The organism is Pseudomonas sp. Larv2_ips, from assembly GCF_963879675.1.
In the GTDB taxonomy this organism is placed as follows: domain Bacteria; phylum Pseudomonadota; class Gammaproteobacteria; order Pseudomonadales; family Pseudomonadaceae; genus Aquipseudomonas.
In genome coordinates this window covers 1,188,514-1,213,688 of the sequence record NZ_CAWOAW010000027.1, presented here as the reverse complement: position 1 = coordinate 1,213,688, position 25,175 = coordinate 1,188,514, and the positions used below count along the sequence as shown (strand labels likewise).

At 61.1% G+C, this 25,175-nt stretch carries 20 protein-coding genes; 11 read left to right on the top strand and 9 right to left on the bottom strand.

Annotation, left to right across the window (positions count from 1 at the left end; translation table 11 throughout):
* The first annotated feature begins 21 nt into the window (after positions 1-21).
* Positions 22-1,014 carry a serine O-acetyltransferase gene (locus AACV02_RS22475; protein ID WP_106576296.1) on the top strand — a complete coding sequence of 331 codons (993 nt, stop codon included), beginning with the start codon at positions 22-24 and terminating at the stop codon, positions 1,012-1,014.
* 2 nt (positions 1,015-1,016) lie between these two features.
* The gene (locus AACV02_RS22470) at positions 1,017-1,748 is read left to right on the top strand and encodes an alanyl-tRNA editing protein (protein ID WP_106576295.1); all 732 of its coding nucleotides are present in this window, start codon (positions 1,017-1,019) and stop codon (positions 1,746-1,748) included.
* 59 nt (positions 1,749-1,807) lie between these two features.
* Here the strand turns inward: AACV02_RS22470 and AACV02_RS22465 are convergent, their stop codons facing one another.
* Positions 1,808-2,698, bottom strand: a complete 891-nt coding sequence (locus AACV02_RS22465) for a hypothetical protein (RefSeq protein ID WP_119742094.1) — start codon at positions 2,696-2,698, stop codon at positions 1,808-1,810.
* Positions 2,699-3,092: 394 nt separating this feature from the next.
* On the opposite strand from AACV02_RS22465, the gene AACV02_RS22460 reads away from it, so the two are divergent.
* Together AACV02_RS22460 and AACV02_RS22455 are read left to right on the top strand one after the other, a co-directional pair.
* Positions 3,093-4,838 carry an ABC transporter permease gene (locus AACV02_RS22460; RefSeq protein WP_106576293.1) on the top strand — a complete coding sequence of 582 codons (1,746 nt, stop codon included), beginning with the start codon at positions 3,093-3,095 and terminating at the stop codon, positions 4,836-4,838.
* A gap of 14 nt (positions 4,839-4,852) precedes the next feature.
* Complete coding sequence (locus tag AACV02_RS22455) at positions 4,853-6,172, top strand: ABC transporter ATP-binding protein (protein ID WP_106576292.1); 1,320 nt, start codon at positions 4,853-4,855, stop codon at positions 6,170-6,172.
* A gap of 149 nt (positions 6,173-6,321) precedes the next feature.
* On the opposite strand, the gene prpD is transcribed toward AACV02_RS22455, so the two are convergent.
* The 6 genes from prpD to AACV02_RS22425 all read right to left on the bottom strand — a co-directional run bounded on the left by prpD (position 6,322) and on the right by AACV02_RS22425 (position 14,826).
* Positions 6,322-7,806 (bottom strand): 2-methylcitrate dehydratase, encoded by a 1,485-nt coding sequence (gene prpD, locus AACV02_RS22450; protein ID WP_119742091.1) that lies wholly within the window; start codon positions 7,804-7,806, stop codon positions 6,322-6,324.
* Between the two features lie 229 nt (positions 7,807-8,035).
* Positions 8,036-9,226 (bottom strand): 2-methylaconitate cis-trans isomerase PrpF, encoded by a 1,191-nt coding sequence (prpF, locus tag AACV02_RS22445; RefSeq protein WP_119742089.1) that lies wholly within the window; start codon positions 9,224-9,226, stop codon positions 8,036-8,038.
* A gap of 10 nt (positions 9,227-9,236) precedes the next feature.
* The gene (acnD, locus tag AACV02_RS22440; protein WP_119742087.1) at positions 9,237-11,831 is read right to left on the bottom strand and encodes a Fe/S-dependent 2-methylisocitrate dehydratase AcnD; all 2,595 of its coding nucleotides are present in this window, start codon (positions 11,829-11,831) and stop codon (positions 9,237-9,239) included.
* A 199-nt stretch (positions 11,832-12,030) separates the two neighbouring features.
* Entirely contained in the window at positions 12,031-13,158 is a 1,128-nt protein-coding gene (gene prpC, locus AACV02_RS22435) for a bifunctional 2-methylcitrate synthase/citrate synthase (RefSeq protein WP_119742085.1), read from the bottom strand.
* A 67-nt stretch (positions 13,159-13,225) separates the two neighbouring features.
* Positions 13,226-14,119 (bottom strand): methylisocitrate lyase, encoded by an 894-nt coding sequence (gene prpB, locus AACV02_RS22430; RefSeq protein WP_025854214.1) that lies wholly within the window; start codon positions 14,117-14,119, stop codon positions 13,226-13,228.
* A gap of 11 nt (positions 14,120-14,130) precedes the next feature.
* A complete protein-coding gene (locus AACV02_RS22425; protein ID WP_119742083.1) occupies positions 14,131-14,826 on the bottom strand; it encodes a GntR family transcriptional regulator in 696 nt (231 codons plus the stop codon).
* A gap of 270 nt (positions 14,827-15,096) precedes the next feature.
* Between AACV02_RS22425 and rloA the strand changes: the two genes are divergently transcribed.
* From rloA to pabB, 4 genes are all read left to right on the top strand, one after another.
* A complete protein-coding gene (gene rloA, locus AACV02_RS22420) occupies positions 15,097-15,633 on the top strand; it encodes a retropepsin-like aspartic peptidase RloA (RefSeq protein ID WP_119742081.1) in 537 nt (178 codons plus the stop codon).
* A gap of 5 nt (positions 15,634-15,638) precedes the next feature.
* On the top strand, positions 15,639-17,171 hold the full coding sequence (gene rloB, locus AACV02_RS22415) for an osmotic stress tolerance membrane protein RloB (RefSeq protein WP_106576285.1): 1,533 nt from the start codon (positions 15,639-15,641) through the stop codon (positions 17,169-17,171).
* Positions 17,171-18,157, top strand: a complete 987-nt coding sequence (locus AACV02_RS22410; RefSeq protein WP_106576284.1) for an alpha-L-glutamate ligase-like protein — start codon at positions 17,171-17,173, stop codon at positions 18,155-18,157. The genes rloB and AACV02_RS22410 overlap by 1 nt, the downstream gene beginning before the upstream one ends.
* 177 nt (positions 18,158-18,334) lie before the next feature.
* Positions 18,335-19,678, top strand: a complete 1,344-nt coding sequence (pabB, locus tag AACV02_RS22405) for an aminodeoxychorismate synthase component I (protein ID WP_119742079.1) — start codon at positions 18,335-18,337, stop codon at positions 19,676-19,678.
* Positions 19,679-19,897: 219 nt separating this feature from the next.
* Here the strand turns inward: pabB and thrH are convergent, their stop codons facing one another.
* Positions 19,898-20,515 carry a bifunctional phosphoserine phosphatase/homoserine phosphotransferase ThrH gene (gene thrH, locus AACV02_RS22400; RefSeq protein ID WP_119742077.1) on the bottom strand — a complete coding sequence of 206 codons (618 nt, stop codon included), beginning with the start codon at positions 20,513-20,515 and terminating at the stop codon, positions 19,898-19,900.
* Between the two features lie 152 nt (positions 20,516-20,667).
* Here thrH and AACV02_RS22395 point away from each other — a divergent pair, with 152 nt between their 5' ends.
* From AACV02_RS22395 to AACV02_RS22385, 3 genes are all read left to right on the top strand, one after another.
* Positions 20,668-21,402 (top strand): phosphoadenylyl-sulfate reductase, encoded by a 735-nt coding sequence (locus tag AACV02_RS22395; protein ID WP_106576281.1) that lies wholly within the window; start codon positions 20,668-20,670, stop codon positions 21,400-21,402.
* Positions 21,403-21,870: 468 nt separating this feature from the next.
* Positions 21,871-23,400, top strand: a complete 1,530-nt coding sequence (locus AACV02_RS22390; RefSeq protein ID WP_119742075.1) for an NCS1 family nucleobase:cation symporter-1 — start codon at positions 21,871-21,873, stop codon at positions 23,398-23,400.
* A 13-nt stretch (positions 23,401-23,413) separates the two neighbouring features.
* The gene (locus AACV02_RS22385) at positions 23,414-24,142 is read left to right on the top strand and encodes an aspartate/glutamate racemase family protein (protein WP_106576279.1); all 729 of its coding nucleotides are present in this window, start codon (positions 23,414-23,416) and stop codon (positions 24,140-24,142) included.
* A gap of 106 nt (positions 24,143-24,248) precedes the next feature.
* On the opposite strand, the gene AACV02_RS22380 is transcribed toward AACV02_RS22385, so the two are convergent.
* A complete protein-coding gene (locus AACV02_RS22380; protein ID WP_119742073.1) occupies positions 24,249-25,172 on the bottom strand; it encodes a LysR family transcriptional regulator in 924 nt (307 codons plus the stop codon).
* Between the last annotated feature and the right edge of the window lie 3 nt (positions 25,173-25,175).

The following is a 25,175-nucleotide window of genomic DNA, read 5'->3' as shown; positions in this document are numbered from 1 at the left end:
CCAGAACGCGGGGGTGCCTCCATGGGGGGCTTTATCGACATGCAACAGCTGCACGATGAGTTGCTCACCCACCTCATCAAGACCCTGACGCCTGCGCAGATCAAGCAGCTGGAACCGCACCTGGCGCCGCTGATCCAGAACGCCGCCCAGGCGGTGGCCGAAGACTTGATCGCCTATGCCTACCGCGACCCGGCGTCACGCGGGCGCGGCGAGTTGATTCTGGAATCCTATGCCTCGTTCAAGGCCGTGCTGTTTTACCGCCTTGCGCACCTGGTATGGCATTTCCCCGATCAAACCAATGGCGAGTTTTCGCGCATGGCTCTCAAGCTCAGCAACCAGGGCAAAATTCTCTCTGGAGCCGAGATCCATCCCGCTGCGCGCATAGGCCGGCGCTTCGTGCTGGACCACGGTTACGGCACAGTGATCGGCGAAACCTGCGAGATCGGCAACGACTGCTACATCCTCTGCGGCGTGACACTGGGCGCCCGTGGGATCGCCAACAACCCGGATGGCAAACGCCACCCGCGCCTGGGCAACAACGTCGAGGTCGGCGCCGGCGCCCGCGTGTTGGGTTATGTGCTGATCGGCGACAACGTGTTTATCAGCCCTTCGTGCGTCATCACCCAGGACGTGCCTGCAGGGACCAAGGTCAAGGTGGTCAATCAGGTTCAACTGCAGAAAAACGATGAGTCAGACCACAGCAACTACCTCGGGGCGTTTGCCCTGGACGAGCGTTTGCACGTGGTCGGCGAAGTGAATGCCAGCCACAAGGTCACGGTGCTCGACGCCGACTTTCACCCGTTACAGGGGCTGATGCTGGAGCCCACCGTGAAAGAGCGGCATCACCTGCAGTTTCGCCTGCGCCGCCTCGACGTCGGCGAGCAGCTGCCACGCTTGCCGCTGAACCTGAAAATCTGCGGGCCGGAATTTGAAATCACCCTGCTCTCCCCCCCTGGCTTGAGTGCGATGGTGCGCCACCTGTTGCAAGCCAGCCCACTGATTGTCGGAGGTTGAACATGTCTGTGCACACCATGGAAACCCTGGCGCTGTTCGACAGCGCGCCCTATCAGAATGCCTTCAGCGCGCGGGTAATTGCTGTCAGCGAACACGGCATTGCCCTGGAGCACACGCTGTTCTACCCCACCGGCGGCGGCCAGCCGGGCGACACCGGGCACCTGACACTGGCCGATGGCACGCGCGTCGAGGTGATCGGCACCGTACGCGACCCAGTGCTGCGTTCGATCATCTGGCATCAAGTCGAAGAGTGTCCGCCGCAGTTGACTGCCGGGGTCCAGGTGGACGCGGGTCTGAACTGGGAGCGCCGCTACCAGCATATGAAGATGCACACCTGCCTGCATTTGCTGTGCTCGATCATTGATGCCCCCGTCACCGGTTGCAGCATCAGCGCAGACAAAGGCCGGCTGGATTTCGACTTGCCGGAAATGACCCTCGATAAAGACAGCATCACCCGCGACCTCAACGCCCTGATTGAGCAGGCACACGTGGTGAAAACCCTGTCGATGCCCGCCTCGGAGTACTCAACCCTGCTGCAGATCACCCGTACCCAGGCGGTAGCGCCCCCGGTGATCCAGGGTTCGGTGAGGGTAATTGAAATCGCCGGCATCGATATCCAGCCATGCGGTGGCACCCATGTGATCAACACCGAGGAAATCGGCCGGGTGTTCTGCGAGAAAATCGAGAAGAAGAGCAAGCACAACCGCCGGGTGATCCTGCGGTTCGAGGGATAGATCAACCCTGACGCGGCCCGTATGGGGTGCCCCCATACACGGCCGACGCGGTGCAGCCCTTATTGCTTTTGCTCGCTGATTTTCTTGCTCAAGGCTTCGATCTGCGCCTGAAGCTGCGCAACCACGGCCTTGAACTGCGCTTCCATCTGATCAAGCCCAGCCTGGAGCTGGGCGTTTTCGCTCATGAGTGCTTCGACGCCACGCGCAGAAGTCGCGTCTGGCTCATCGCTCGGGACCGGCGTTGAGTCATTCGCGGGCGCAGTTGCGTCGGGTGACGGACCCGGCTCAGCGGAATTGTCCGGCTCAGAAGGCACCGCATTCTGAGGCGTGCCAATCGCGTCAATGCGTTGAGCCAAGCCCTGGATTTGCTCTTGCAGTTGCTGAATCACCGTCTTGAGCTCCCCGAAAAACGCTAACACTTCCTGACGAAACGCTTTGCTCTCACGGTTCAACGCTTCAAGGCTTTGAGCCTGGCTCGGCTCAGTCCCCGATGGGTCCTGTGTAACCGGCGTAGCCTGCGACGGCGCAGTGTGCTGCTCACCTGCAGAACGGTTCTGCGGGGCAGCCTCAGGCTCATTCGAGGAGGGTTGAGTGGTATTGAGTTGCTGAGTCAGGTCGACGACTTGCTGTTGGAGGCTCTGGATCTGCGGCCCAACCTCGGCGGCAAACCCCTGGAACTTGGCACGAAGCGCTATATTTTTTTGCGTCAGTTCTGCCAGCAAGGCCGTTGCCTCCGAGCCCTGTGACGGTGGCGGGTTCACGATGGCGCTATGACTTGAGAACTGGCCGCGCTGCTCGGGCGTCATCGCGGGACGCAGCGGCGCCGAATCGGGCGGGGTACTGGTGCGTTCGGATGCGTGGGCGCTGTCCTGGTAGCTGATGGGCGACGGCTTTTGAGGCTGTTCATAGCCAACCGTGTAGGGTGCTGGTCGAGTGTTTACGCTAGTCATAGGGACCTTCCCGGATTCAGGTAGTGGAGGGGTGATTGCCGATTCGAAGGCCTGCGTTCGCACGCCGTCTGGTTACCTGATTGGCGTTTCTCTGAAAGAGGGTTCCGGAACCGTAGAGCGGGTAAGTGGCTATTTGTATCTCAGGCAAAAAACAGCGGTGTCTTGCGGTTGCGTCAGGGGCGCACGCCCGGTGCACCACCCCATAAGCCGCAGTTCGTACAGGAAACTGACAGCAAATTTATGTGCTTGTAACATTCAGAAACGTACAATCCCGCCAGCAACGCCTCGTTGCCCCTGACTCACGAAAACAGCGCCCGCCCTTCTCGGTGGGTCATTCGTGCAGCAGCTAAGCTCACTCCCATCACGCCCCTGAACGCTGCAGGACTGACTGCCTATGAACAGAGTGTTTCGTCACTATTTACCGGCGTCCACGCTGCGCTTGCTGCCCAATCGCTGGGATTTGGTCGCCTTGCCGTTGGTGATCGGCTTTTTATTGTTTTTCTCCATTACGGCGCGGGAAACCTGGGCACCGATCGCCACGTTGCAAAGTGAAGTCATCTCCCTCGACCCGGCCAACCTGCCGGAATACGCCATGCGCACCACCCTGCGCATGCTGGCGGCGATGGTCGCCGCGCTGGTCTTCACCCTGCTGTACGGCACCCTGGCCGCCAAAAGCCGGCGTGCCGAGAAACTGCTGGTGCCGGTGCTCGACATCCTGCAATCGGTGCCGGTGCTCGGCTATATCTCGTTTACCGTGACGTTTTTCCTGTTGCTGTTTCCCGGGCGTGTACTGGGCGCCGAGTTCGCTGCGATCTTTGCGATTTTCACCAGCCAGGCCTGGAACATGACGTTCAGTTTCTACCAGTCGCTGCGCATGCTGCCCCACGACCTGGTTGAAGTGTCGACCAACCTGCGGCTCTCCGGCTGGCAGAAGTTCTGGAAGCTCGACGTGCCCTTCGCCATGCCCGGGCTGGTCTGGAACATGATGATGAGCATGTCCGGCGGCTGGTTTTTTGTGGTCGCCTCCGAAGCCATTACCGTCGGCGACAAGACCATCACCCTGCCGGGCGTGGGTTCTTACCTGGCCCTGGCCATTGCCCAGAAAGACCTGCACGCCGTGGGTTACGTGATCCTGGCGATGATTGTGGTCATCCTGATGTATGACCAGTTCCTGTTCCGTCCGCTGGTGGCCTGGGCCGACAAGTTCCGCATGGAGACCACGGCCTCTCAGGGCGCCGCGCCGCAGTCCTGGCTGTTGAACCTGATCCAGCGTACGCGCGTGGTTCAGCGCATCCTGCGCCCGATCACCCGTGCCATCAGCCGTATCGGTAACAAGCGTTTCAGCCTTGCGGGCGGTGCGCTCAAGGCATTGCCGGCAGAAACACCGAAGGCGTCAAAAGTGATCGATTGGGTGTGGGGCACACTCATAGCGCTGCTGGCCGCGTATGCGCTGTATCACATCGTGCAGTACGTCGGCACCGAAGTGACCTTTGCCGAGGTCGGCCATGTGTTCGTATTGGGCCTGATCACGCTGCTGCGGGTAACCGGGCTGATCCTGATCGCATCACTCATCTGGGTGCCGCTGGGCGTGATGATCGGCCTGCGCCCCAGCCTGGCGGAGAAAATCCAGCCCCTGGCGCAGTTCCTCGCCGCCTTCCCGGCGAACCTGCTGTTCCCGGTATTCGTCATCGTGATCCTGCACTACAAGCTCAACCCGGACATCTGGCTGAGCCCGCTGATCGTGCTGGGCACCCAGTGGTACATCCTGTTCAACGTGATCGCCGGGGCCAGCGCGTTTCCCAATGACTTCAAGGAAGCTGCCGCCAACTTCCGCATTCGCGGCTGGTTGTGGTGGCGCAAGGTGATGCTGCCGGGGATCTTCCCCTATTACGTTACCGGCGCCATTACCGCTTCGGGCGGCGCGTGGAACGCCAGTATCGTTTCCGAGTACGTGTCCTGGGGCCAGGACAACGTGGTCGCCCACGGGCTGGGCGCCTACATTGCACAGACCACTGCCGCCGGCGACTTCCCGAAAATCGCCCTGGGCGTGGTGGTGATGTCGATCTTTGTGGTGGCCTTCAACCGCGCAGTCTGGCGGCCGATGTACGCCCTGGCTGAAAACAAACTTCGCTTGAATTGACGGGATTCGCTGTGATGAATACCAATACCGAACACGCTGCTGATACCCCGCAAATCTACTCGCTGAAAAACGTCAACCGGGTTTTCGGCAAGGGCAAAGACGAGCTGCAAGTGCTCAGCGGCGTGGACTTGAGCCTGCACGAAGGCGAGATCGTCGGCATGCTCGGGCGCTCCGGCTCGGGCAAGTCCACCTTGCTGCGCATCATCGCCGGGCTGATTCAGCCGTCGTCGGGTGAAGTTCACTACAACGGCGTACCGCTCAACGGCCCGGCCGAAGGCGTGGCCATGGTGTTCCAGACCTTTGCGCTGTTCCCCTGGCTGACCGTGCTGGAAAACGTGGAAGCCGGCCTGCAAGCCTTGCAAGTCGAGCGCAAGGAAAGCCGCCGCCGTGCCCTGGCCGCCATCGACCTGATCGGCCTGGACGGGTTTGAAAACGCCTACCCGCGCGAGTTGTCCGGCGGCATGCGCCAGCGCGTGGGCTTTGCCCGTGGCCTGGTGGTTAACCCGACGCTGCTGCTGATGGACGAACCGTTCTCGGCCCTCGACGTGCTCACCGCCGAAACCCTGCGCACCGACTTGCTGGACTTGTGGAGCGGCAAGCAACTGCCGATCAAATCGATCCTGATCGTGACCCACAACATCGAAGAAGCGGTGCTGATGTGCGACCGCATCCTGGTGTTGTCGTCCAACCCTGGCCGCGTGGTCGCCGAAATCAAAGTGCCATTCGCGCACCCGCGCAACCGCCTGGACCCGACCTTTCGGCAAATGGTCGACGACATTTATGCCTTGATGACCGACCGGCGCAGCGCCGACGCCAAAGGCATCCCCGAGTTGAAAATGGGCAGCCTGCTGCCGGAAGTGTCGACCAACCTGATGGCCGGCCTGATCGAAACCCTCGCCGCCGAGCCATACAACGGCCACGCAGGTTTGCCCACGGTGGCCGAGCGCCGTTTGCTGGAAGTGGACGATTTATTCCCGGTGGCCGAGATGCTCGAGCATTTGGGTTTCGCCGAACTCAAGGGCGCCGACATCACCCTTACCGACGCCGGCAAACTGTTCGCCGACTACGGCACCCAGGAACGCAAAACCCTGTTCGCCGAGCATTTGATCCGGCACGTGCCACTGGCCGCGCGCATTCATCAGGTGTTGCTTGAGCGCAGCGGGCACCGCGCGCCACGGGTGCGCTTCGAGCAGGAGCTGGAGGACTCGATGACCGAAGCCTTTGTGCAGAAAACCCTGGAAAGCGTGGTGGCGTGGGGCCGGTATGCGGAGATTTTCTCCTATGACGACCATACCGAGACCTTCAGCCTGGATGATGTGGAAGGCAGTATGTAGGGCACTTAAGCGAACACCCATCAAAATGTGGGAGCTGGCTTGCCTGCGATGCAGGCAATTCGGTCTTTCAGATACACCGAGGTGATGCTATCGCAGGCAAGCCAGCTCCCACATTGATTGGGTTTACACAGTGAGTGTTGTGGTGGTGTTTAGACCACAAACAGGTCCACAAATCGATTCACCGGCGTAGCCTCAAGCCGCGCTTGATCCTTGCACAACGCAAATATCTCGTCACTGCGCTGCGCGGTAAACCGTGTGGCCAGGTTGGCCTTGAACTTGTCTTCCAGCAATGGAATGCCATCCACCCGACGCCGACGATGGCCAATCGGGTACTCCACCGCCACCTGCTCGGTGCTGGAACCATCCTTGAAAAACACCTGCACCGCGTTGGCGATGGAGCGCTTGTCCGCCTCCAGGTATTCGCGGCTGTAGCGGGGCTCTTCGACGATCACCATCTTCTGGCGCAATTCATCAATGATCGGGTGGGCCGCGTGAAACGCGTCCTCGTACTGCTCGGCCACCAGATTGCCGAAGGCCAACGGCACCGCGGTCATGTATTGCAGGCTGTGGTCGCGGTCGGCGGCGTTGGCCAGCGGGCCGACTTTGGAGATGATGCGAATCGCCGACTCGTGGGTGGTGATCACGATGCGCTCGATTTCATGCAGGCGAGCTTTGACCTGCGGGTGCAATGTCACTGCGGCTTCGCAGGCGGTTTGCGCATGGAATTCGGCGGGGAAACTGATCTTGAACAGTACGTTTTCCATCACATAAGTGCCGTAGGGCTGCGACAGGCGGAACGCGCGTTTGTCCTCAGGCTTGAGCGCCAGGTCGTTGTTGGTGTGACTGAACAGCACGTCATAGAAGCCCCACTGCGGCGCACTCAACACACCCGGAATGCCCATCTCGCCGCGCAAGGCGATATCGGCCAGGCGCACGCCACGGCTCGACGCATCCCCGGCCGCCCAGGATTTGCGCGAACCGGCGTTTGGCGCGTGGCGGTAAGTGCGCAGTGCCTGGCCGTCGACAAATGCATGGGACAAGGCCGCGAGCAACTGCTCGCGGTTGGCGCCCATCAGCTTGGCGGTGACCGCCGTGGAGGCGACTTTCACCAGCAACACGTGGTCGAGGCCGACACGGTTGAAGGAGTTTTCCAGGGCGATCACGCCCTGGATTTCGTGGGCCATGATCATCGCTTCCAGCACCGCGCGCACGGTCAGCGGCGCGTCGCCATTGGCCACGCGCTTTTGCGAAAGGTGGTCGGCCACGGCGAGGATGCCGCCGAGGTTATCCGAAGGGTGGCCCCATTCGGCGGCGAGCCAGGTGTCGTTGTAGTCGAGCCAACGCACGATGCAGCCGATGTCCCAGGCGGCTTTGACCGGGTCCAGGCGAAACGAGGTGCCCGGCACGCGCGCCCCGAACGGCACGACGGTGCCCTCCACGAGTGGCCCCAGGTGCTTGGTGCACTCGGGAAAACGCAGGGCCAGCAGGCCACAGCCGAGGGTGTCCATCAGGCAGTGGCGGGCGGTGTCCAATGCGGCCTGGGAGTCGATGCGGTAATCGAGGACATAATCGGCGATGTCCTGCAGGACCTGGTCGTAGTCGGGGCGGTTGTTCTGGTCGACGTTGGCGCTCATGGCAGTTCTCCAAACAGTTAGGGGTTGTTCCATCCTCAGGGTCAGGGTTGATCATGTGTTGGCAGGTCTGATTGCCTGCTTATAAGTGTTGGGTAGCGCTTGCCCTAGTGGGCGCGGGCTTGCTCGCGAATGCAGTGGGCCTGTCAACTTATGTGTAGCTGACACACCGTATTCGCGAGCAAGCCCGCTCCCACACAAGCCGGCTCCCACAGGGGTTCGGTGCCGGGGATTAAAAGGCGTCGCCGGGCACGCGTACGAAACCTTCCATCAATACCCGCGCGCTGCGGCTCATGATGGCTTTCTTAACCACCCATTCGCCGTTCACCTGGGTCGCCTCCGCGCCCACACGCAAGGTGCCGGACGGATGCCCGAAGCGCACCGCGTTACGTTCCACACCACCGGCTGCGAGGTTGACCAAGGTGCCGGAAATCGCCGCCGCCGTGCCAATCGCCACCGCCGCCGTGCCCATCATCGCGTGGTGCAACTTGCCCATCGACAAGGCGCGCACCAGCAAATCCACATCACCGGCCTTGATTGCCTTGCCGCTGGACGCCACGTAGTCCAAAGGCTTGGCCACAAAGGCGACCTTGGGCGTGTGCTGACGCTGGGCGGCTTCGTCAAGATGCTTGATCAGGCCCATGCGCATTGCGCCATAGGCGCGCACGGTTTCAAACATCGCCAGGGCTTTGGGATCGCTGTTGATCGCGCCTTGCAGCTCGGTGCCGGTGTAACCGAGGTCTTCGGCATTGATGAAAATCGTCGGGATGCCCGCGTTGATCAGCGTCGCCTTGAAAGTGCCGACACCGGGCACCTCCAAGTCGTCGATCAGATTGCCGGTGGGGAACATCGAGCCACCGCCGCCCTCCTCTTCCGCCGCCGGGTCCATGAACTCCAGCTGCACTTCGGCGGCCGGGAAGGTCACGCCGTCGAGTTCGAAGTCGCCGGTTTCCTGCACCGCGCCGTCGGTGATCGGCACATGGGCGATGATGGTCTTGCCGATATTGGCCTGCCAGACCCGCACCACGGCCACGCCGTTGCGGGGCACGCGGGCGGGGTCGACCAGCCCGGCGCTGATGGCGAACGAACCGACCGCCGCCGACAGGTTGCCGCAGTTACCGCTCCAGTCGACAAAAGGCTTGTCGATGGAGACCTGGCCAAACAAATAGTCCACGTCGTGATCGGCGCGGGTGCTCTTGGCCAGGATCACGGTTTTGCTGGTGCTCGAAGTGGCGCCGCCCATGCCGTCGATTTGCTTGTCGTAGGGATCGGGGCTGCCGATCACCCGCAACAGCAAGGCGTCGCGCGCGGCACCCGGCACCTGCGCGGCTTCGGGCAGGTCCTTGAGGCTGAAAAACACGCCCTTGCTGGTGCCGCCACGCATGTAGGTGGCGGGAATTTTGATTTGCGCTGCGTGTGCCATCTTTATCCCCTTAAGCAGTCGCCGCCGATTCCAGGAAGTCCTGGGCAAAACGTTGCAACACGCCGCCCGCCTCGTAGATCGATACTTCTTCGGCGGTGTCCAGGCGGCACGTCACCGGCACTTCGACACGCTCACCATTTTTGCGGTTGATCACCAGGGTCAGCTGCGCACGCGGGGTGCGCTGGCCAACCACGTCATAGGTTTCGCTGCCATCGATGTTCAGGGTGTGGCGGTCGGTGCCCGGCAGGAACTCCAGCGGCAACACGCCCATGCCCACCAGGTTGGTGCGGTGAATACGCTCGAAGCCTTCGGCGGCAATCGCTTCCACACCCGCCAGGCGCACTCCTTTGGCCGCCCAGTCGCGGGACGAGCCCTGGCCGTAGTCGGCGCCGGCAATGATGATCAGCGGCTGCTTGCGTTCCATGTAGGTTTCAATGGCTTCCCACATCCGTGTGACCTGGCCTTCCGGCTCGATACGCGCGAGGGAACCCTGCTTGACCTTGCCGTTTTCCTGGACCATTTCGTTGAACAGTTTCGGGTTGGCAAAGGTCGCGCGTTGCGCGGTCAAGTGGTCGCCGCGGTGGGTCGCATAGGAATTGAAGTCGACTTCCGGCAAGCCCATTTTCGCCAGGTATTCACCGGCGGCGCTGTCGAGCATGATCGCGTTGGACGGCGACAGGTGATCGGTGGTGATGTTGTCCGGCAGCACCGCCAACGGGCGCATACCTTTAAGCGGCCGTGCACCGGCCAGTGCGCCTTCCCAATACGGCGGGCGGCGGATGTAGGTGCTTTGCGGGCGCCAGTCGTACAGCGGCGCGACTTTGGGGCCGGTGTCTTCGTGAATCGCAAACATCGGGATGTAAACCGCGCGGAACTGCTCCGGCTTGACCGAGGCCTTGACCACCGCGTCGATCTCTTCATCGCTCGGCCAGATGTCCTGCAGGCGGATTTCCTTGCCGTTGGCATCGAGACCGAGCACGTCCTTCTCAATGTCGAAACGGATGGTGCCGGCAATCGCGTAAGCCACGACCAATGGCGGCGAAGCCAGGAACGCTTGCTTGGCATAGGGGTGAATGCGCCCGTCGAAGTTGCGGTTGCCCGACAACACGGCGGTGGCGTACAGGTCGCGGTCGATGATTTCCTGCTGGATCACCGGGTCGAGTGCGCCGGACATGCCGTTGCAGGTGGTGCAGGCAAACGCCACAACACCAAAACCCAGCTGCTCCAATTCGTGGGTCAAGCCCGCTTCGTCGAGGTACATCGCCACGGTTTTCGAGCCGGGCGCCAGCGAGGATTTGACCCACGGCTTGCGCGTCAGCCCAAGCTTGTTGGCGTTACGCGCCAGCAGGCCGGCGGCGATCACGTTGCGCGGGTTACTGGTGTTGGTGCAGCTGGTGATAGCAGCAATGATCACCGCGCCGTCGGGCATTTGCCCTGGCACTTCGTCCCACTGGCCGGAGATGCCCTTGGACGCCAAATCGCTGGTGGCCACGCGCGCATGCGGGTTGCTCGGGCCGGCCATGTTGCGCACCACGCTGGACAGGTCGAAGGTCAGGCCGCGCTCGTATTGCGCGCTTTTCAAGTCATCCGCCCACAGGCCGGTGTGACGCGCGTATTGCTCCACCAGGGTCACTTGTTCGTCTTCGCGGCCGGTGAGTTTCAGGTAGGCGATGGTCTGCGGGTCGATGTAGAACATCGCCGCGGTGGCACCGTATTCCGGGGCCATGTTGGAGATGGTCGCGCGGTCGCCCAGGGTCAGCCTGGAGGCGCCTTCGCCGAAGAATTCCAGCCACGCACCTACCACTTTCTGCTTACGCAGGAATTCGGTCAGCGCCAGCACCATGTCGGTGGCAGTGATGCCAGGCAGCAGCTTGCCGGTGAGTTCGACGCCGATGATTTCCGGCAGGCGCATCCACGACGCGCGACCGAGCATCACGCTCTCGGCCTCCAGGCCACCAACGCCGATGGCGATCACGCCCAGCGCATCCACATGCGGCGTGTGGCTGTCGGTGCCGACGCAGGTGTCCGGGAACGCCACGCCGTCACGCGCCTGAATCACCGGAGACATTTTCTCCAGGTTGATCTGGTGCATGATGCCGTTGCCCGGCGGGATCACGTCGACGTTCTTGAAGGCCTTTTTGGTCCACTCGATAAAGTGAAAACGGTCTTCGTTGCGGCGGTCTTCAATGGCGCGGTTTTTCTCGAACGCGTCCGGGTCCGAACCACCGGCTTCGACCGCCAGGGAGTGGTCGACGATCAGCTGGGTGGGCACCACCGGGTTGACCTGGGCCGGGTCACCGCCTTGCAGGGCGATGGCGTCGCGCAGGCCGGCAAGGTCGACCAGGGCGGTCTGGCCGAGGATGTCGTGGCACACCACACGCGCCGGGAACCAGGGGAAGTCGAGGTCGCGCTTGCGTTCGATCAGTTGGCTCAAGGAAGCGTTGAGCGTGGCCGGGTCGCAACGGCGCACCAGGTTCTCCGCGAGCACGCGAGAGGTGTACGGCAAAGTGGCGTAGGCGCCGGGGGCGATTGCATCGACTGCCGCACGGGCGTCGTAGAAATCCAGGCGGCTGCCAGGGAGCGGTTTGCGAAATTCAGTGTTCATCGTCAGGACTCGGTCACGGTAGTTACAAAAGAAGAACCGAAGCAGATCCAGAATTGGAACGTGATCAAAATGTGGGAGGGGGCTTGCCCCCGATGGCGGTGGTTCAGTGCCAGCTGTATCAACTGACAGACTGCTATCGGGGGCAAGCCCCCTCCCACGTTTGACCTCATGCCCATTGCCGGCTCGTCGGTCTCCTCATTCAGCGACGTTCGATTGGCACGAACTTGCGCTGCTCAACGCCGATGTACTCGGCGCTTGGACGGATGATGCGGTTGTTGGCGCGCTGCTCGAACACATGCGCAGCCCAGCCGGTGAGGCGTGAGCAGACGAAGATCGGCGTGAACAGCTTGGTCGGGATGCCCATGAAGTGGTACGCCGAGGCATGGTAGAAGTCGGCGTTGGGGAACAGTTTCTTCTGCTCCCACATGGTCTTGTCGATGGCTTCGGAGACCGGGAACAGCACCTTGTCGCCCACTTCGTCAGCGAGTTTTTTCGACCAGCCCTTGATCACTTCATTACGCGGGTCGCTGTCTTTGTAGATCGCGTGGCCAAAGCCCATGATCTTGTCCTTGCGCGCCAGCATGCCGAGGGTGCCTTCGACGGCTTCTTCGGCCGAGCCGAAACGCTCGATCATTTCCATCGCCGCTTCGTTGGCGCCGCCGTGCAGCGGGCCGCGCAGCGAACCGATGGCGGCGGTGACGCAGGAATACAGGTCGGACAGGGTCGAGGCACACACACGGGCGGTAAAGGTCGAGGCGTTGAACTCGTGCTCGGCGTAGAGAATCAGCGACACGTTCATGACCTTCTCGTGCAACGCGCTCGGCTTCTTGCCATGCAGCAGGTGCAGGAAATGGCCGCCGATGCTCGGCTCGTCGGTCACGCAATCAATCTTCTTGCCATCGTGGCTGAAGCGATACCAGTAGCACATGATCGCCGGGAAAGCGGCAAGCAGGCGGTCGGTGACATCGCGCTGCAGGCTAAAGTCTTTTTCCGGCTCGATATTGCCCAGGAACGAGCAGCCGGTGCGCATCACGTCCATCGGGTGGGCGTCGGCGGGGATGCGCTCCAGCACTTCTTTGAGCGCCTGCGGCAGGTCGCGCAGCTTGCCGAGTTTGGCGGTGTAGGCCGCCAGTTCGGCTTTGGTTGGCAATTCGCCGTACAGCAGCAGGTAGGCAACTTCTTCAAATTGCGCATCGGCGGCCAGTTCACGCACGTCGTAGCCGCGATAGGTCAAACCGGCGCCGGCCTGGCCCACGGTGGACAGTGCGGTCTGCCCGGCCACCTGGCCACGCAGGCCGGCGCCACTCAATACTTTTGCTTCAGCCATGGTTGTTCTCCAATTTTGTAGTTATTCAGGGAGCGTGTGGGAGCGGGCTTGCTCGCCCCCACAGGGTTTATTTTTTCGCGGCGAACAGCGCGTCGAGCTTCTGCTCGAAGGTGTGGTAGTCGATGCGATCGTATAGCTCCATGCGGGTTTGCATGGTGTCGATCACATTCTGTTGAGTGCCATCGCGACGGATCGCGGTGTAGACATTCTCGGCGGCCTTGTTCATGGCGCGGAAGGCCGAGAGCGGGTACAGCACGATGGAAACATCGGCAGATTTCAACTGTTCGGTGGTGTACAGCGGCGTCGCGCCGAATTCGGTGATGTTGGCCAGGATCGGTGCCTTCACGCGGGAGGCGAAGAGCTTGTACATCTCCAGCTCAGTGATGGCTTCGGGGAACACCATGTCAGCGCCGGCTTCGATGCAGGCGGCGGCGCGTTCCAGTGCCGATTCCAAACCTTCGACGGCGAGGGCGTCGGTGCGCGCCATGATCACGAAACTGTCATCGGTGCGCGCATCCACGGCGGCCTTGATACGGTCGACCATTTCCTGCTGGGACACGATTTCTTTGTTCGGGCGATGGCCGCAGCGCTTGGCGCCAACCTGGTCTTCGATATGGATGGCGGCGGCGCCGAACTTGATCATCGACTTGACCGTGCGCGCCACGTTGAAGGCCGAGGAACCAAAACCGGTGTCCACGTCCACCAGCAGCGGCAGGTCGCACACGTCGGTGATGCGGCGCACGTCGGTCAACACGTCATCCAGGCCCGTGATGCCCAAGTCTGGCACACCCAGAGAGCCCGCCGCCACGCCGCCACCCGACAGGTAAATCGCCTTGAAACCGGCGCGCTTGGCCAGCAGCGCGTGGTTGGCGTTGATCGCGCCAACGACCTGTAGCGGATGTTCGCTGGCAACCGCGTCACGGAAACGCTGGCCGGGTGTACTTTTATTGTTAGAACTCATGACTCACCTCTTCAGGAAGTGCCGTCGGGGAAGTGACGGGCAATATTGCGTTTGGAGGCGCCGATATGCCGGCGCATCAACAATTCGGCCAGTTCACCGTCACGATCGGCAATCGCGTCAAGAATGCGGTGGTGCTCGGCAAAAGCCTGGCGTGGACGATTGGGCGTGGCGGAGAACTGGATGCGGTACATGCGCACCAACTGGTACAGCTCGCCGCAGAGCATTTGGGTCAGGGTGCGATTGCCGGCGCCTTGAATTATCCGGTAATGAAAATCGAAGTCGCCTTCCTGCTGGTAGTAGCCCAGGCCGGCCTGGAACGCTTCGTCGCGCTCATGGGTATGAAGCACCTGGCGCAGCTCTTCGATTTCCGCGTCGGTCATGCGCTCGGCGGCCAGGCGACAGGCCATGCCTTCCAGGGACTCGCGGATTTCATAGAGTTCGATCAGCTCGGCATGGCTCAAGGACACCACTCGCGCGCCAACGTGAGGCACGCGCACCAGCAGGCGCTGGCCTTCCAGGCGGTGGATGGCTTCGCGCAACGGGCCACGGCTGATGCCGTAGGTGCGGGCCAGTTCCGGCTCGGAAATCTTGCTGCCGGGGGCGATTTCGCCTTTGACGATGGCGGCCTGGATGCGCCGGAAGACGTTCTCGGACATGGTCTGGGAATCGTCTTGCGCCACCACTGGGGTTTCCAGTTGATCCAGCATATTGTCGACACCTTTAAAAGCAATGCCGCAAAAACTAGCCACTCAGACCAAAATAGTCAAAGAATAAATCAACATTGTCGACAATCGTCTAATAACCCCGTGTGCGCCGAATAGGGGCATGGCCGCCTGCCAGCGCTGGCGCCAAAAAAGCATCATGTTAGAATGCCCGCCGCTTTTGCCTGACATCACTTGATGAAACGGCGCACCCGAGATTGCGCAGCAATGCCAGTCGCCTTGAATTAAACATCGCACTGCAGCGCCTCAGGATCTATGAGACTCAAGCCCTTCCTTTTAATGTTTTGCCTAGCGTGCATACCGAGCCTTGGCGGCGCCGCCGAGAAGACCGTGTATGGCCTGAATGAATACGCGAAACTGGCAGGCATAGACCTGGAAGTGGCGGCCAAACTCGACACCGGCGCCAAGACCGCCTCGTTGAGCGCCCGCGACATCAAGCGCTTCAAACGCAACGGTGAATCCTGGGTACGTTTCTACCTGGCCATCGACACCGCCCACTCCCACCCCATCGAACGCCCCCTGGCCCGCGTCAGCAAAATCAAACGCCGCGCCGGTGACTACGACCCCGATGAGGACAAGAACTACACCGCCCGCCCAGTGATCGCCCTGGACATCTGCATGGGCACTGCTTTACGCAGCATCGAAGTGAACTTGACTGACCGCAGCGCATTCCAATACCCGCTGCTGATCGGCTCCGAAGCCTTGAAACGCTTTGATGCGCTGGTCGACCCCAGTCTTAAATACGCAGCGGGCAAACCTGCCTGCGCCGCTGACGCTCCTACAGCCGAGTAAACCGAATGCGCTCTCTGACCCTGCACCTGAAAATCCTCATCACCATTTTGGTGGTGTTGGGTATTTCGGTCACCGCCTACCAGATTTTCGTGCTGGGGATTCCCGTCACCGAGGACGCCACCGACGACCTGTGGAACATCGACGCCAAGGTCGAGTTTGTCGCCAGCCCCAAAGACCCGGTGAAGATCTCGATGTTCGTGCCGCCCCTGAGCCGCGACTTCGTCAGCCTCAACGAGAGTTTCATCTCCAATAACTACGGCGTGAGCGTCAACCGCACCGACGGCAACCGCAAGGTCACCTGGTCGGCGCGCCGCGCCAAGGGCAACCAGACGCTGTATTACCGCCTGGTGCTGACCAAGCGTTACAGCGGCGAAAAGGTCAAGGTCAAAGGTCCGACCTTCCGCGACAGCATTGCCGTGGAAGGCCCGGAGAAAATCGCCGCCGAAGCCTTGCTGGCGCCGATCCGCCAGCATTCGGCCGACGTCGAAACCTTTATTACCGAAGCGATCAAGCGCACCAACAACCTCAACGACGACAATGTGAAGCTGCTGCTGGCGGGCGACCCGTCGACGCCGCACAAGGCCAAGATCGTCGAGTTATTGCTGTCCATCGCCCATGTGCCGGTGGAAAAAGTCCACACCATCCGCCTCGTCGCCGACCAGCCGCAAACCCCGGAACTATGGCTGCGCAGCTTCAATGGCAATGACTGGCTGTATTTCAACCCGGAAACCGGCGAGCAAGGCCTGCCCGCTGACCGCCTGCTGTGGTGGACCGGCGATGAAAACCTGATCACGGTGGATGGCGGCAAGAAAGCCATGGTGACCTTCAGCCTGAACAACAGCGAAATGAACGCGATTCGCCTGGCCAAGCTGACCGACGAGAACACCGACGCCAACTTCCTCGAATACTCGCTGTACGGCCTGCCGCTGCAAACCCAGCAGACCTTCATGATCATGGTGATGATCCCGATTGGCGTGCTGGTGATTCTGATCCTGCGCAACCTGATCGGCCTGCAGACGCTAGGCACCTTTACGCCGGTGCTGATTGCCCTGGCGTTCCGCGAGACGCAGTTGGGCTTTGGCATTGTGCTGTTCACCATTATTACCGCGCTGGGCTTGTCGCTCAGGTCGTACCTGGAACACTTGAAGCTGCAGATGCTGCCGAGGCTGTCGGTGGTGCTGACCTTCGTGGTGGTGCTGATTGCGGCCATCAGTTTGTTCAGCCACAAGCTGGGCCTTGAGCGCGGGCTGTCGGTGGCGCTGTTCCCGATGGTGATTCTGACCATGACCATCGAACGCCTGTCGATCACCTGGGAAGAACGCGGCGCCAACCATGCGCTGAAAGTGGCGATCGGTACGCTGTTCGCCGCCTCGCTGGCGCACATCATCATGAGCGTGCCGGAGCTGATCTACTTTGTGTTCACCTTCCCGGCAGTCCTGTTGATCCTGGTGGGCTTCATGCTGGCCATGGGTCGTTATCGCGGCTACCGCCTGACCGAACTGGTGCGTTTCAAGGCCTTCCTCAAGGCTGATTCGTAATGTTCGGCTTCTGGAAGACCTGGAAGGCCCTGGAAGCGCGGGGCATCATGGGCATCAACCGGCGCAACGCCGACTACGTGCTCAAGTACAACAAGCGCAGCCTGTACCCGATTGTGGATGACAAGATCATCACCAAGGAGCGGGCGATGGCGGCCGGTATTCACGTGCCGGAAATGTACGGGATCATTTCCACCGAGAAGGAAATCGACAAGCTCGACGAGATCATCGGCGGGCGCAGCGACTTCGTGATCAAGCCGGCCCAGGGTGCCGGCGGCGATGGCATCCTGGTGGTGGCCGACCGGTTTGAAGGGCGCTATCGCACGGTGTCCGGCAAGATCATCAGCCATGAAGAAATCGAACACCAGATTTCCAGCATCCTCACCGGCCTGTATTCCCTGGGCGGCCACCGTGACCGCGCGCTGATCGAGTACCGCGTGGTGCCCGACCAGATCTTCAAGAGCATCAGTTACGAAGGCGTGCCGGACATCCGCATTATTGTGCTGATGGGTTACCCGGTAATGGCCATGCTGCGCTTGCCGACGCGCCAGTCCGGCGGCAAGGCCAACCTGCACCAGGGCGCGATTGGCGTGGGTGTCGACCTGGCCACGGGCTTGACGCTGCGCGGCACCTGGCTGAACAACATCATCACCAAACACCCCGACACCACCAACGCGGTGGATGGCGTGCAACTGCCCAACTGGGACGGTTTCATGAAGTTGGCGGCCAGCTGTTATGAGCTGTGCGGGCTGGGTTACATCGGCGTGGACATGGTGCTGGACCAGGAAAAAGGCCCGCTGATCCTCGAGCTGAACGCGCGGCCGGGGCTCAATATCCAGATTGCCAACGACTGCGGCCTGACGTTGCGCACCCATGCGGTGGAAGCGCGGTTGGAAGAACTGAAAGCTGCAGGCGTGACGGAAACGCCGGAAGAGCGGGTTAAATTCGTGCAGGAGATGTTCGGGCATATTCCCGCCGTTGAAGGCTGACGCCACTCAACTGTGGAAGCGGGCTTGCTCGCGAAAGCGGAGTGCCATTCAACACAACCGGGACTGATACGCCGCCGTCGCGAGCAAACCCGCTGCCCCATTTAAAGCGCGCTCTAGGACCAAACCCTTCGGGGGACTACAATCGCCTCCCCCAAGCCAACAGCTGATCCACCCCGCATGTCGACCTGTTCTGTACACCCGCTGCCCTACCGGGCCAACCCCGCCGACTACTTCGCGGCGATTCGTCACGCTCCCGGCGCAGTGTTGCTCGACAGCGGCCGCCCGGCTGCCGAACGCGGGCGCTATGACCTGCTCAGCGCCTGGCCAGTGGAAACGCTGACGGTACGGCCTGACGAAAACGGCAGTGATTTCCTGCAACGCTTGCGCGAAAACCTCACGCAGTTGGGTGAGGCGGGGCTGCCTGCGGGTTATGAGTTGCCGTTCGCTGGCGGCTTGATCGGTTACCTGAGCTACGACTTCGGCCGCCACCTGGAACACATGCCGCACTTGGCGGTGGACGACCTGCACCTGCCGGACGCGCGCTTTGGGCTGTATGCCTGGGCGCTGATCAGCGATCACCAGGTGCAGAGCAGTCAGCTGGTCTTCCACCCTTCGCTGATCGACAGCGAGCGACGACGCTTGATTGCGCTGTTCAACGTTGACGCAATCGACAGCCAGGCCAGCTTCAAACTGCACGGGCCCATGGTTGCGGACCTGACCGCCGACGCTTACCGGCAGGCCATCGTGCGCATTCAGGACTACATCCAGGCCGGCGACTGCTACCAGGTCAACTTTGCCCAGCGTTTTCGCGCGCCGTGCGTCGGCGATCCGTGGGCGGCTTACTGCGCCTTGCGTGAGGCGTGCCCTACCCCGTTTTCCGGGTTCCAGAGCCTGCCGGACGACGGCGCCGTGCTGAGCCTGTCGCCAGAGCGCTTTGTGCACATCAGCGAGCGCCGCGTCGAAACCCGCCCGATCAAAGGCACCCGCCCGCGTGGCCTGACACCCGAAGAAGACGCAGCCCACGCCGCCGAGCTGATGGCCAGCCCCAAGGATCGCGCCGAAAACCTGATGATCGTTGACCTGCTGCGCAACGACCTTGGCCGCACCTGCCGGACGGGCTCGGTGAAAGTGCCGCAATTGTTCAGCCTGGAAAGCTACCCCAACGTGCATCACTTGGTGAGCAGCGTCACTGGCACCTTGGCCGACGACAAAGACGCCCTCGACCTGATCGCCGGCAGCTTCCCCGGTGGCTCCATCACCGGCGCACCGAAGATTCGCGCCATGCAGATCATCGACGAGCTTGAACCCACGCGGCGCGGGTTGTACTGCGGCTCGTTGGTGTACCTGGATGTGCGCGGCGAGATGGACAGCTCTATCGCGATTCGCAGCTTGCTGGTCAAGGATGGGCAGGTGTGCTGCTGGGGCGGTGGCGGGATCGTGGCGGACTCGCAGTGGGAGGCGGAGTATCAGGAGTCGCTGACGAAAGTGCGGGTGTTGTTACAAACGTTGGAAGGCTTGTAGCAGCCCGGCCCTGCCTGAGGCTCAGACGCAGAGCCGCGCTGCCGAAAAAGCCTGCATGAGGGCTTGAGTATTCCTTATGATCGGTTGCTCGCAGGGGCCTGACCTGGCTGTACCGGCCCTGTCGCAGGCAAGCCAGCCACCACACATTCAACTGTGTGAACCCGATCACATGTGGGAGCGGGCTTGCCTGCGAAGGGGCCATCAGCAGCGATGAAAAACTTACAGGCTCAACGCCCGATTTGACGCCTTGATGAACGCTTTCTTCAAATCCTCAAACGTATGCACCGCCGGAAATTGCGGGAACTCGCGAATCACATTCTGCGGCGCATGGAACAGAATCCCACAGTCAGCTTCGCCCAGCATCGTGGTGTCGTTGTAGGAATCGCCGGCGGCGATCACGCGGTAGTAGAGGGTCTTGAATGCCAGCACGGATTGGCGCTTCGGGTCCTTTTGACGCAGTTGGTAACTCACCACCCGGTCGTTTTCGTCGGTGATCAAGCGGTGGCACAGCAAGGTCGGAAAGCCCAGCTGGCGCATCAGCGGTTGGGAGAATTCGTAGAAGGTGTCGGACAGGATCACCACCTGGAAACGCTCGCGCAGCCAGTTGACGAACTCGATGGCACCGTCCAGCGGCTCAAGGGTGGCAATCACTTCCTGGATGTCGGCAAGCTTGAGCCCATGCTCGTCGAGGATGCGCAGGCGTTGCTTCATCAGCACGTCGTAGTCGGGAATGTCGCGGGTCGTGGCGCGCAGGGATTCAATACCGGTTTTTTCGGCGAAGGCGATCCAGATTTCCGGAACCAGCACCCCTTCCAGGTCAAGACAGGCAATTTCCACAAGACACTCCCATTTAGATGTTGTTAGTTGAGCGAGCAAAAGGACTGCCGAACTCTAGCGACTCAAGCTCTGCGCCGCAACGCAGGGCGGATTTTGGTACCATCGCTTCCCTATAGAGCGCTCAGCGCCACTGACCTGTAGGAACCGTCCTGATGAACCAAGCCTTCGACGTCGTTGAACTCGCCACGACTTACGCCAACAAATCCGCCCAGGACATTCTCAAACTGGCGTTCAGCCAGTTCGGTGACGACCTGTGGATTTCCTTCAGCGGCGCCGAGGACGTGGTGCTGGTAGACATGGCTTGGAAGCTGAACAAGAACGTCAAGGTGTTCAGCCTCGACACCGGGCGCCTGCACCCGGAAACCTACCGGTTCATCGAGCAGGTGCGCGAGTTCTACAAGATCGACATCGAGCTGATCTCGCCGGACCAGAGCAAACTGGAACCCTTCGTCAAGGAAAAGGGCCTGTTCAGTTTCTACAAGGATGGCCATGGCGAGTGCTGCGGTGTGCGCAAAATCGAACCGCTGCGACGCAAACTGTCCGGCGTGAGCGCCTGGGCCACCGGCCAACGCCGTGACCAGAGCCCCGGCACCCGCAGCCAGGTGGCGGCGTTGGAAATTGACACGGCGTTCTCTACACCCGAGCGTACCCTGTACAAATTCAACCCACTGGCGCAAATGACCAGCGAGGAAGTCTGGGGTTACATCCGCATGCTTGAGCTGCCGTACAACAGCCTGCATGAGCGCGGGTTTATCAGCATCGGCTGCGAGCCGTGCACCCGGCCAGTATTGCCGAACCAGCATGAGCGTGAAGGCCGCTGGTGGTGGGAAGAAGCCACGCAGAAGGAATGCGGGCTGCACGCCGGGAATATCATCAGCAAGGCCTGAGGTCTGTCGCAGTAAAAAATGTGGGAGTGGGCTTGCTCGCGATGAGGGTGTGTCAGTCAATGAATTGTTGGCTGATAGATCGCTATCGCGGGCAAGCCCGCTCCCACATTTGCTTTGTGAGGGACAAAATTTTGTACACACCTATGTAACTATCGGTGCCATTTATGTGTGCAATTCATATTTAACCGCACCAAAACGTAACACCCCTCCCCACGTGCTGTTTGCCTATCCAATAGCGCGCCTCTCCATTAAAAAATAAATACCTGTTCAAACGGTCAATTTATATCGCTTTAAATTCAGATAGTTATTTTAATAATCAGTAAAAACGAAATTAAACACCGTTTTTATAGATCGAAAACTGGCACGCATGTGGCTTAAGGTGATTTACGCTTTGTATACAATAAATACAAAACCTACATACACTTTGCCATCTGCGACGTTGCAGCAGATGCGCCGGAGCCTGCCGGAATGCGTACAAGCCTCTCGAATAACATCGCACTGGATCTGCCCTCCTCCGTCCTGAACCCTGTGGCCGCAAGCCCCGGCCCGCTCGTGCTCAGCCCGCGCTTGCACAACAAAGACCTGGCGCCCACCAAGGTTGAAGGCCGACGTTGGGGCCGCTACAGCATTTTTGCGCTGTGGACCAATGACGTGCACAACATCGCCAACTATTCGTTTGCCATCGGCCTGTATGCCTTGGGCCTTGGCGGCTGGCAGATTCTGATGTCGCTGGGGATCGGCGCAGCGCTGGTGTACTTCTTCATGAACTTGTCGGGGTTTATGGGCCAGAAGACCGGAGTGCCCTTCCCGGTGATCAGCCGCATCAGTTTCGGCATCCACGGTGCACAGATTCCGGCGCTGATTCGTGCGGTCATTGCGATTGCCTGGTTTGGTATCCAGACCTACCTGGCCTCGGTGGTTTTCCGCGTGCTGCTGTCGGCCATTCATCCAGGATTTGCCGACTATGACCACAACTCCATCCTCGGCCTGTCGACCCTCGGTTGGGCGTGTTTCGTGGCGATCTGGTTTGTGCAGCTGGTGATCCTGGCTTACGGCATGGAAATGGTGCGCCGCTACGAGGCGTTCGCCGGGCCGGTGATTCTGGTGACGGTGGCCTCGCTGGCCGGTTGGATGTACTTCCAGGTCGGCGGCAATATTGCCTGGTCGATCCGCGAGCCGCTGAGCGGCGGCGAGATGTGGCGCAATATCTTTGCCGGTGGCGCGTTGTGGCTGACGATCTACGGCACGCTGATCCTCAATTTCTGCGACTTCGCCCGCTCCTCTCCCTGCCGCAAGACCATTCTGGTCGGCAACTTCTGGGGCTTGCCGGTGAATATCCTGGTGTTTGCCGCAATCACCGTGCTGCTCTGCGGCGGGCAGTTCCAGCTCAATGGCCGGGTGATCGAAAGCCCGACCGAAATCATCGCAGCCATTCCCAATACCTTCTTCCTGGTGCTCGGCTGCCTGGCCTTCCTGATCGTTACCGTGGCCGTCAACATCATGGCCAACTTCGTCGCCCCCGCGTTTGTGCTCAGCAACCTGGCGCCCAAGTACCTGAACTTTCGGCGCGCCGGGTTGATCAGCGCCACGCTGGCAGTGCTGATCCTGCCGTGGAACCTCTACAACAGCCCGCTGGTGATCGTGTATTTCCTCTCGGGCCTGGGCGCACTGCTGGGGCCGCTTTACGGGGTGATCATGGTCGATTACTGGCTGATCCGTAAAAGCCAGGTGGACGTATTGCAGTTGTATAGCGAAGACCCCAATGGCGTTTATTACTACAGCCGCGGAGCCAATTTACGTGCTGTCGCGGCGTTTATTCCCGCAGCGGTGATCGCAATTCTGCTGGCGCTGTTGCCCGGTTTTGCCAGCGTCGCCCCGTTTTCCTGGCTGTTTGGCGCCGGTATTGCAGGGCTGTTGTACCTCTTGATCGCCAAGCGTCGGCCGCACTACGCCGATGTCAGCGGCGAAAGCATTGCAGTCGATAACGTCAGTCATTAATCAAGGACATTCCATGCGTATCCTCGTGGTCAACGTCAACACCACCGAATCCATCACTGAAACCATTGCCCAGCAGGCGCGCGCCGTCGCCTCGCCAGGCACTGAGATTGTCGGGCTCACGCCGTACTTCGGCGCCGAATCAGTGGAAGGCAATTTCGAAAGCTACCTGGCCGCCATCGCGGTGATGGACCGCGTGATGGCCTACGACCAGCCGTTTGATGCGGTGATCCAGGCCGGCTATGGCGAACATGGCCGTGAAGGGTTGCAGGAGCTGTTGAACGTGCCAGTGGTGGACATCACGGAAGCAGCCGCCAGCACAGCAATGTTCCTGGGACATGCCTATTCAGTAGTCACCACCCTGGATCGCACCGTACCCTTGATTGAAGACCGCCTGAAACTCGCCGGCCTGTACCAGCGCTGCGCCTCGGTACGCGCCAGTGGCATGGCAGTCCTGGAACTGGAAGAAGACCCGCTGGCGGCGATGGAAGCCATCGTGCGTCAGGCGGAACGGGCCATTCACGAAGACAAGGCCGAGGTGATCTGCCTGGGCTGCGGCGGCATGGCCGGGCTGGATGAACAGATTCGCCAGCGCACCGGCGTGCCGGTGGTGGATGGGGTGACGGCCGCGGTGACCATTGCCGAATCGCTGGTGCGGCTGGGGTTGTCGACGTCGAAGATCAGGACGTATGCCACGCCGAGGCCGAAGAAAGTGATTGGCTGGCCGGGTCAGTTCGGCCGGTAGACCGCTTCGCCTGCATCGCGGGCAAGCCCGACGCCCACAGGGGAATGCGATTAAAAGTGGGCGCCGGGCTTGCCCGCGATGGCCGCGCCTCGGTAGGCCGCCGTGATCAAATGGCGCTGAACCGTCGCCCCAGTTGCTGCTCGGCAAACTGCTCAATGATGAAATCCACAAACACCCGGGTCTTGCCGGGCAGCAGTTTGTGCTCGGCGTAGTACAGGGAGATGTTGCCGTCGTCGACGTACCAGTCGGGCAACACCCGCACCACCGCACCGCTGTCCAGAAACGGCACGGCCATCGGCATGCTCACCAGCGCAATGCCCAGGCCTTGAGCGCTGGCGCAGCAGGCGGCTTCGGAGTCGCTCATGGTCATGCGCGGCTTGAGCACCAGCGGGCGTTGTTCACGGTCCGGGCCGGTGAGTTGCCAGGTGCGCACGCGGCCGGTTTGCGGTGAGCGGATCAGGATGCCCAGGCACCGCGATAAATCTTCGGGCGCGTGCACCGGCGAGCGTCGCGCCAGGTAATCCGGCGAGGCCACCAGCACTCGATGCGCGGGGCTCAGCTTGCGCGCCACCACGCCCTGGGGCAGTTCAAAACCACCGCCGATGGCAGCGTCGAAGCCTTGACCGATCAGGTCGACCTGACGGTTATCGAAATGCCAATCCGGGCTGATGTCCGGAAAGCGCCGCATAAACTCCGCCAGCAGCGGCACCACATAACGATTGCCGAACACCGTGCCCATGCTGACTTTAAGCGTGCCCACCGGCCGCCCTTCGGCGCTGGCCAGGTTGGCCACGGCGTTCTGGATGGTGGTGAGGCTGCCACTGACCTCTTCGAGGAACAGCTTGCCGGCCTCGGTCAGGGTCAGGCGTCGGGTGCTGCGCTGGAACAGCCGCACACCCAGGCGTGCCTCCAGCTTGGCGACGCTTTTACCCACCGCCGCCGGCGTCAGGCTCAAGTGCCTGGCGGCCTCGGCAAAGCTGCCGCCTTCGGCGCTGCGCACAAAACATTCGATACTGCCAAAGCTTTCCATATC

Coding starts and splice junctions, on each gene's coding strand:
- acnD (WP_119742087.1), bottom strand. CDS start 11,831: ATGAACACTGAATTTCGCAAACCGCTCCCTGGCAGCCGCCTGGATTTC.
- prpF (WP_119742089.1), bottom strand. CDS start 9,226: ATGGCACACGCAGCGCAAATCAAAATTCCCGCCACCTACATGCGTGGC.
- AACV02_RS22385 (WP_106576279.1), top strand. CDS start 23,414: ATGCGTATCCTCGTGGTCAACGTCAACACCACCGAATCCATCACTGAA.
- AACV02_RS22395 (WP_106576281.1), top strand. CDS start 20,668: ATGAACCAAGCCTTCGACGTCGTTGAACTCGCCACGACTTACGCCAAC.
- AACV02_RS22465 (WP_119742094.1), bottom strand. CDS start 2,698: ATGACTAGCGTAAACACTCGACCAGCACCCTACACGGTTGGCTATGAA.
- prpD (WP_119742091.1), bottom strand. CDS start 7,806: ATGAGCGCCAACGTCGACCAGAACAACCGCCCCGACTACGACCAGGTC.
- rloB (WP_106576285.1), top strand. CDS start 15,639: ATGCGCTCTCTGACCCTGCACCTGAAAATCCTCATCACCATTTTGGTG.
- pabB (WP_119742079.1), top strand. CDS start 18,335: ATGTCGACCTGTTCTGTACACCCGCTGCCCTACCGGGCCAACCCCGCC.
- prpB (WP_025854214.1), bottom strand. CDS start 14,119: ATGAGTTCTAACAATAAAAGTACACCCGGCCAGCGTTTCCGTGACGCG.
- rloA (WP_119742081.1), top strand. CDS start 15,097: ATGAGACTCAAGCCCTTCCTTTTAATGTTTTGCCTAGCGTGCATACCG.
- AACV02_RS22425 (WP_119742083.1), bottom strand. CDS start 14,826: ATGCTGGATCAACTGGAAACCCCAGTGGTGGCGCAAGACGATTCCCAG.
- AACV02_RS22455 (WP_106576292.1), top strand. CDS start 4,853: ATGAATACCAATACCGAACACGCTGCTGATACCCCGCAAATCTACTCG.
- AACV02_RS22380 (WP_119742073.1), bottom strand. CDS start 25,172: ATGGAAAGCTTTGGCAGTATCGAATGTTTTGTGCGCAGCGCCGAAGGC.
- AACV02_RS22390 (WP_119742075.1), top strand. CDS start 21,871: ATGCGTACAAGCCTCTCGAATAACATCGCACTGGATCTGCCCTCCTCC.
- AACV02_RS22460 (WP_106576293.1), top strand. CDS start 3,093: ATGAACAGAGTGTTTCGTCACTATTTACCGGCGTCCACGCTGCGCTTG.
- AACV02_RS22410 (WP_106576284.1), top strand. CDS start 17,171: ATGTTCGGCTTCTGGAAGACCTGGAAGGCCCTGGAAGCGCGGGGCATC.
- AACV02_RS22470 (WP_106576295.1), top strand. CDS start 1,017: ATGTCTGTGCACACCATGGAAACCCTGGCGCTGTTCGACAGCGCGCCC.
- prpC (WP_119742085.1), bottom strand. CDS start 13,158: ATGGCTGAAGCAAAAGTATTGAGTGGCGCCGGCCTGCGTGGCCAGGTG.
- AACV02_RS22475 (WP_106576296.1), top strand. CDS start 22: ATGGGGGGCTTTATCGACATGCAACAGCTGCACGATGAGTTGCTCACC.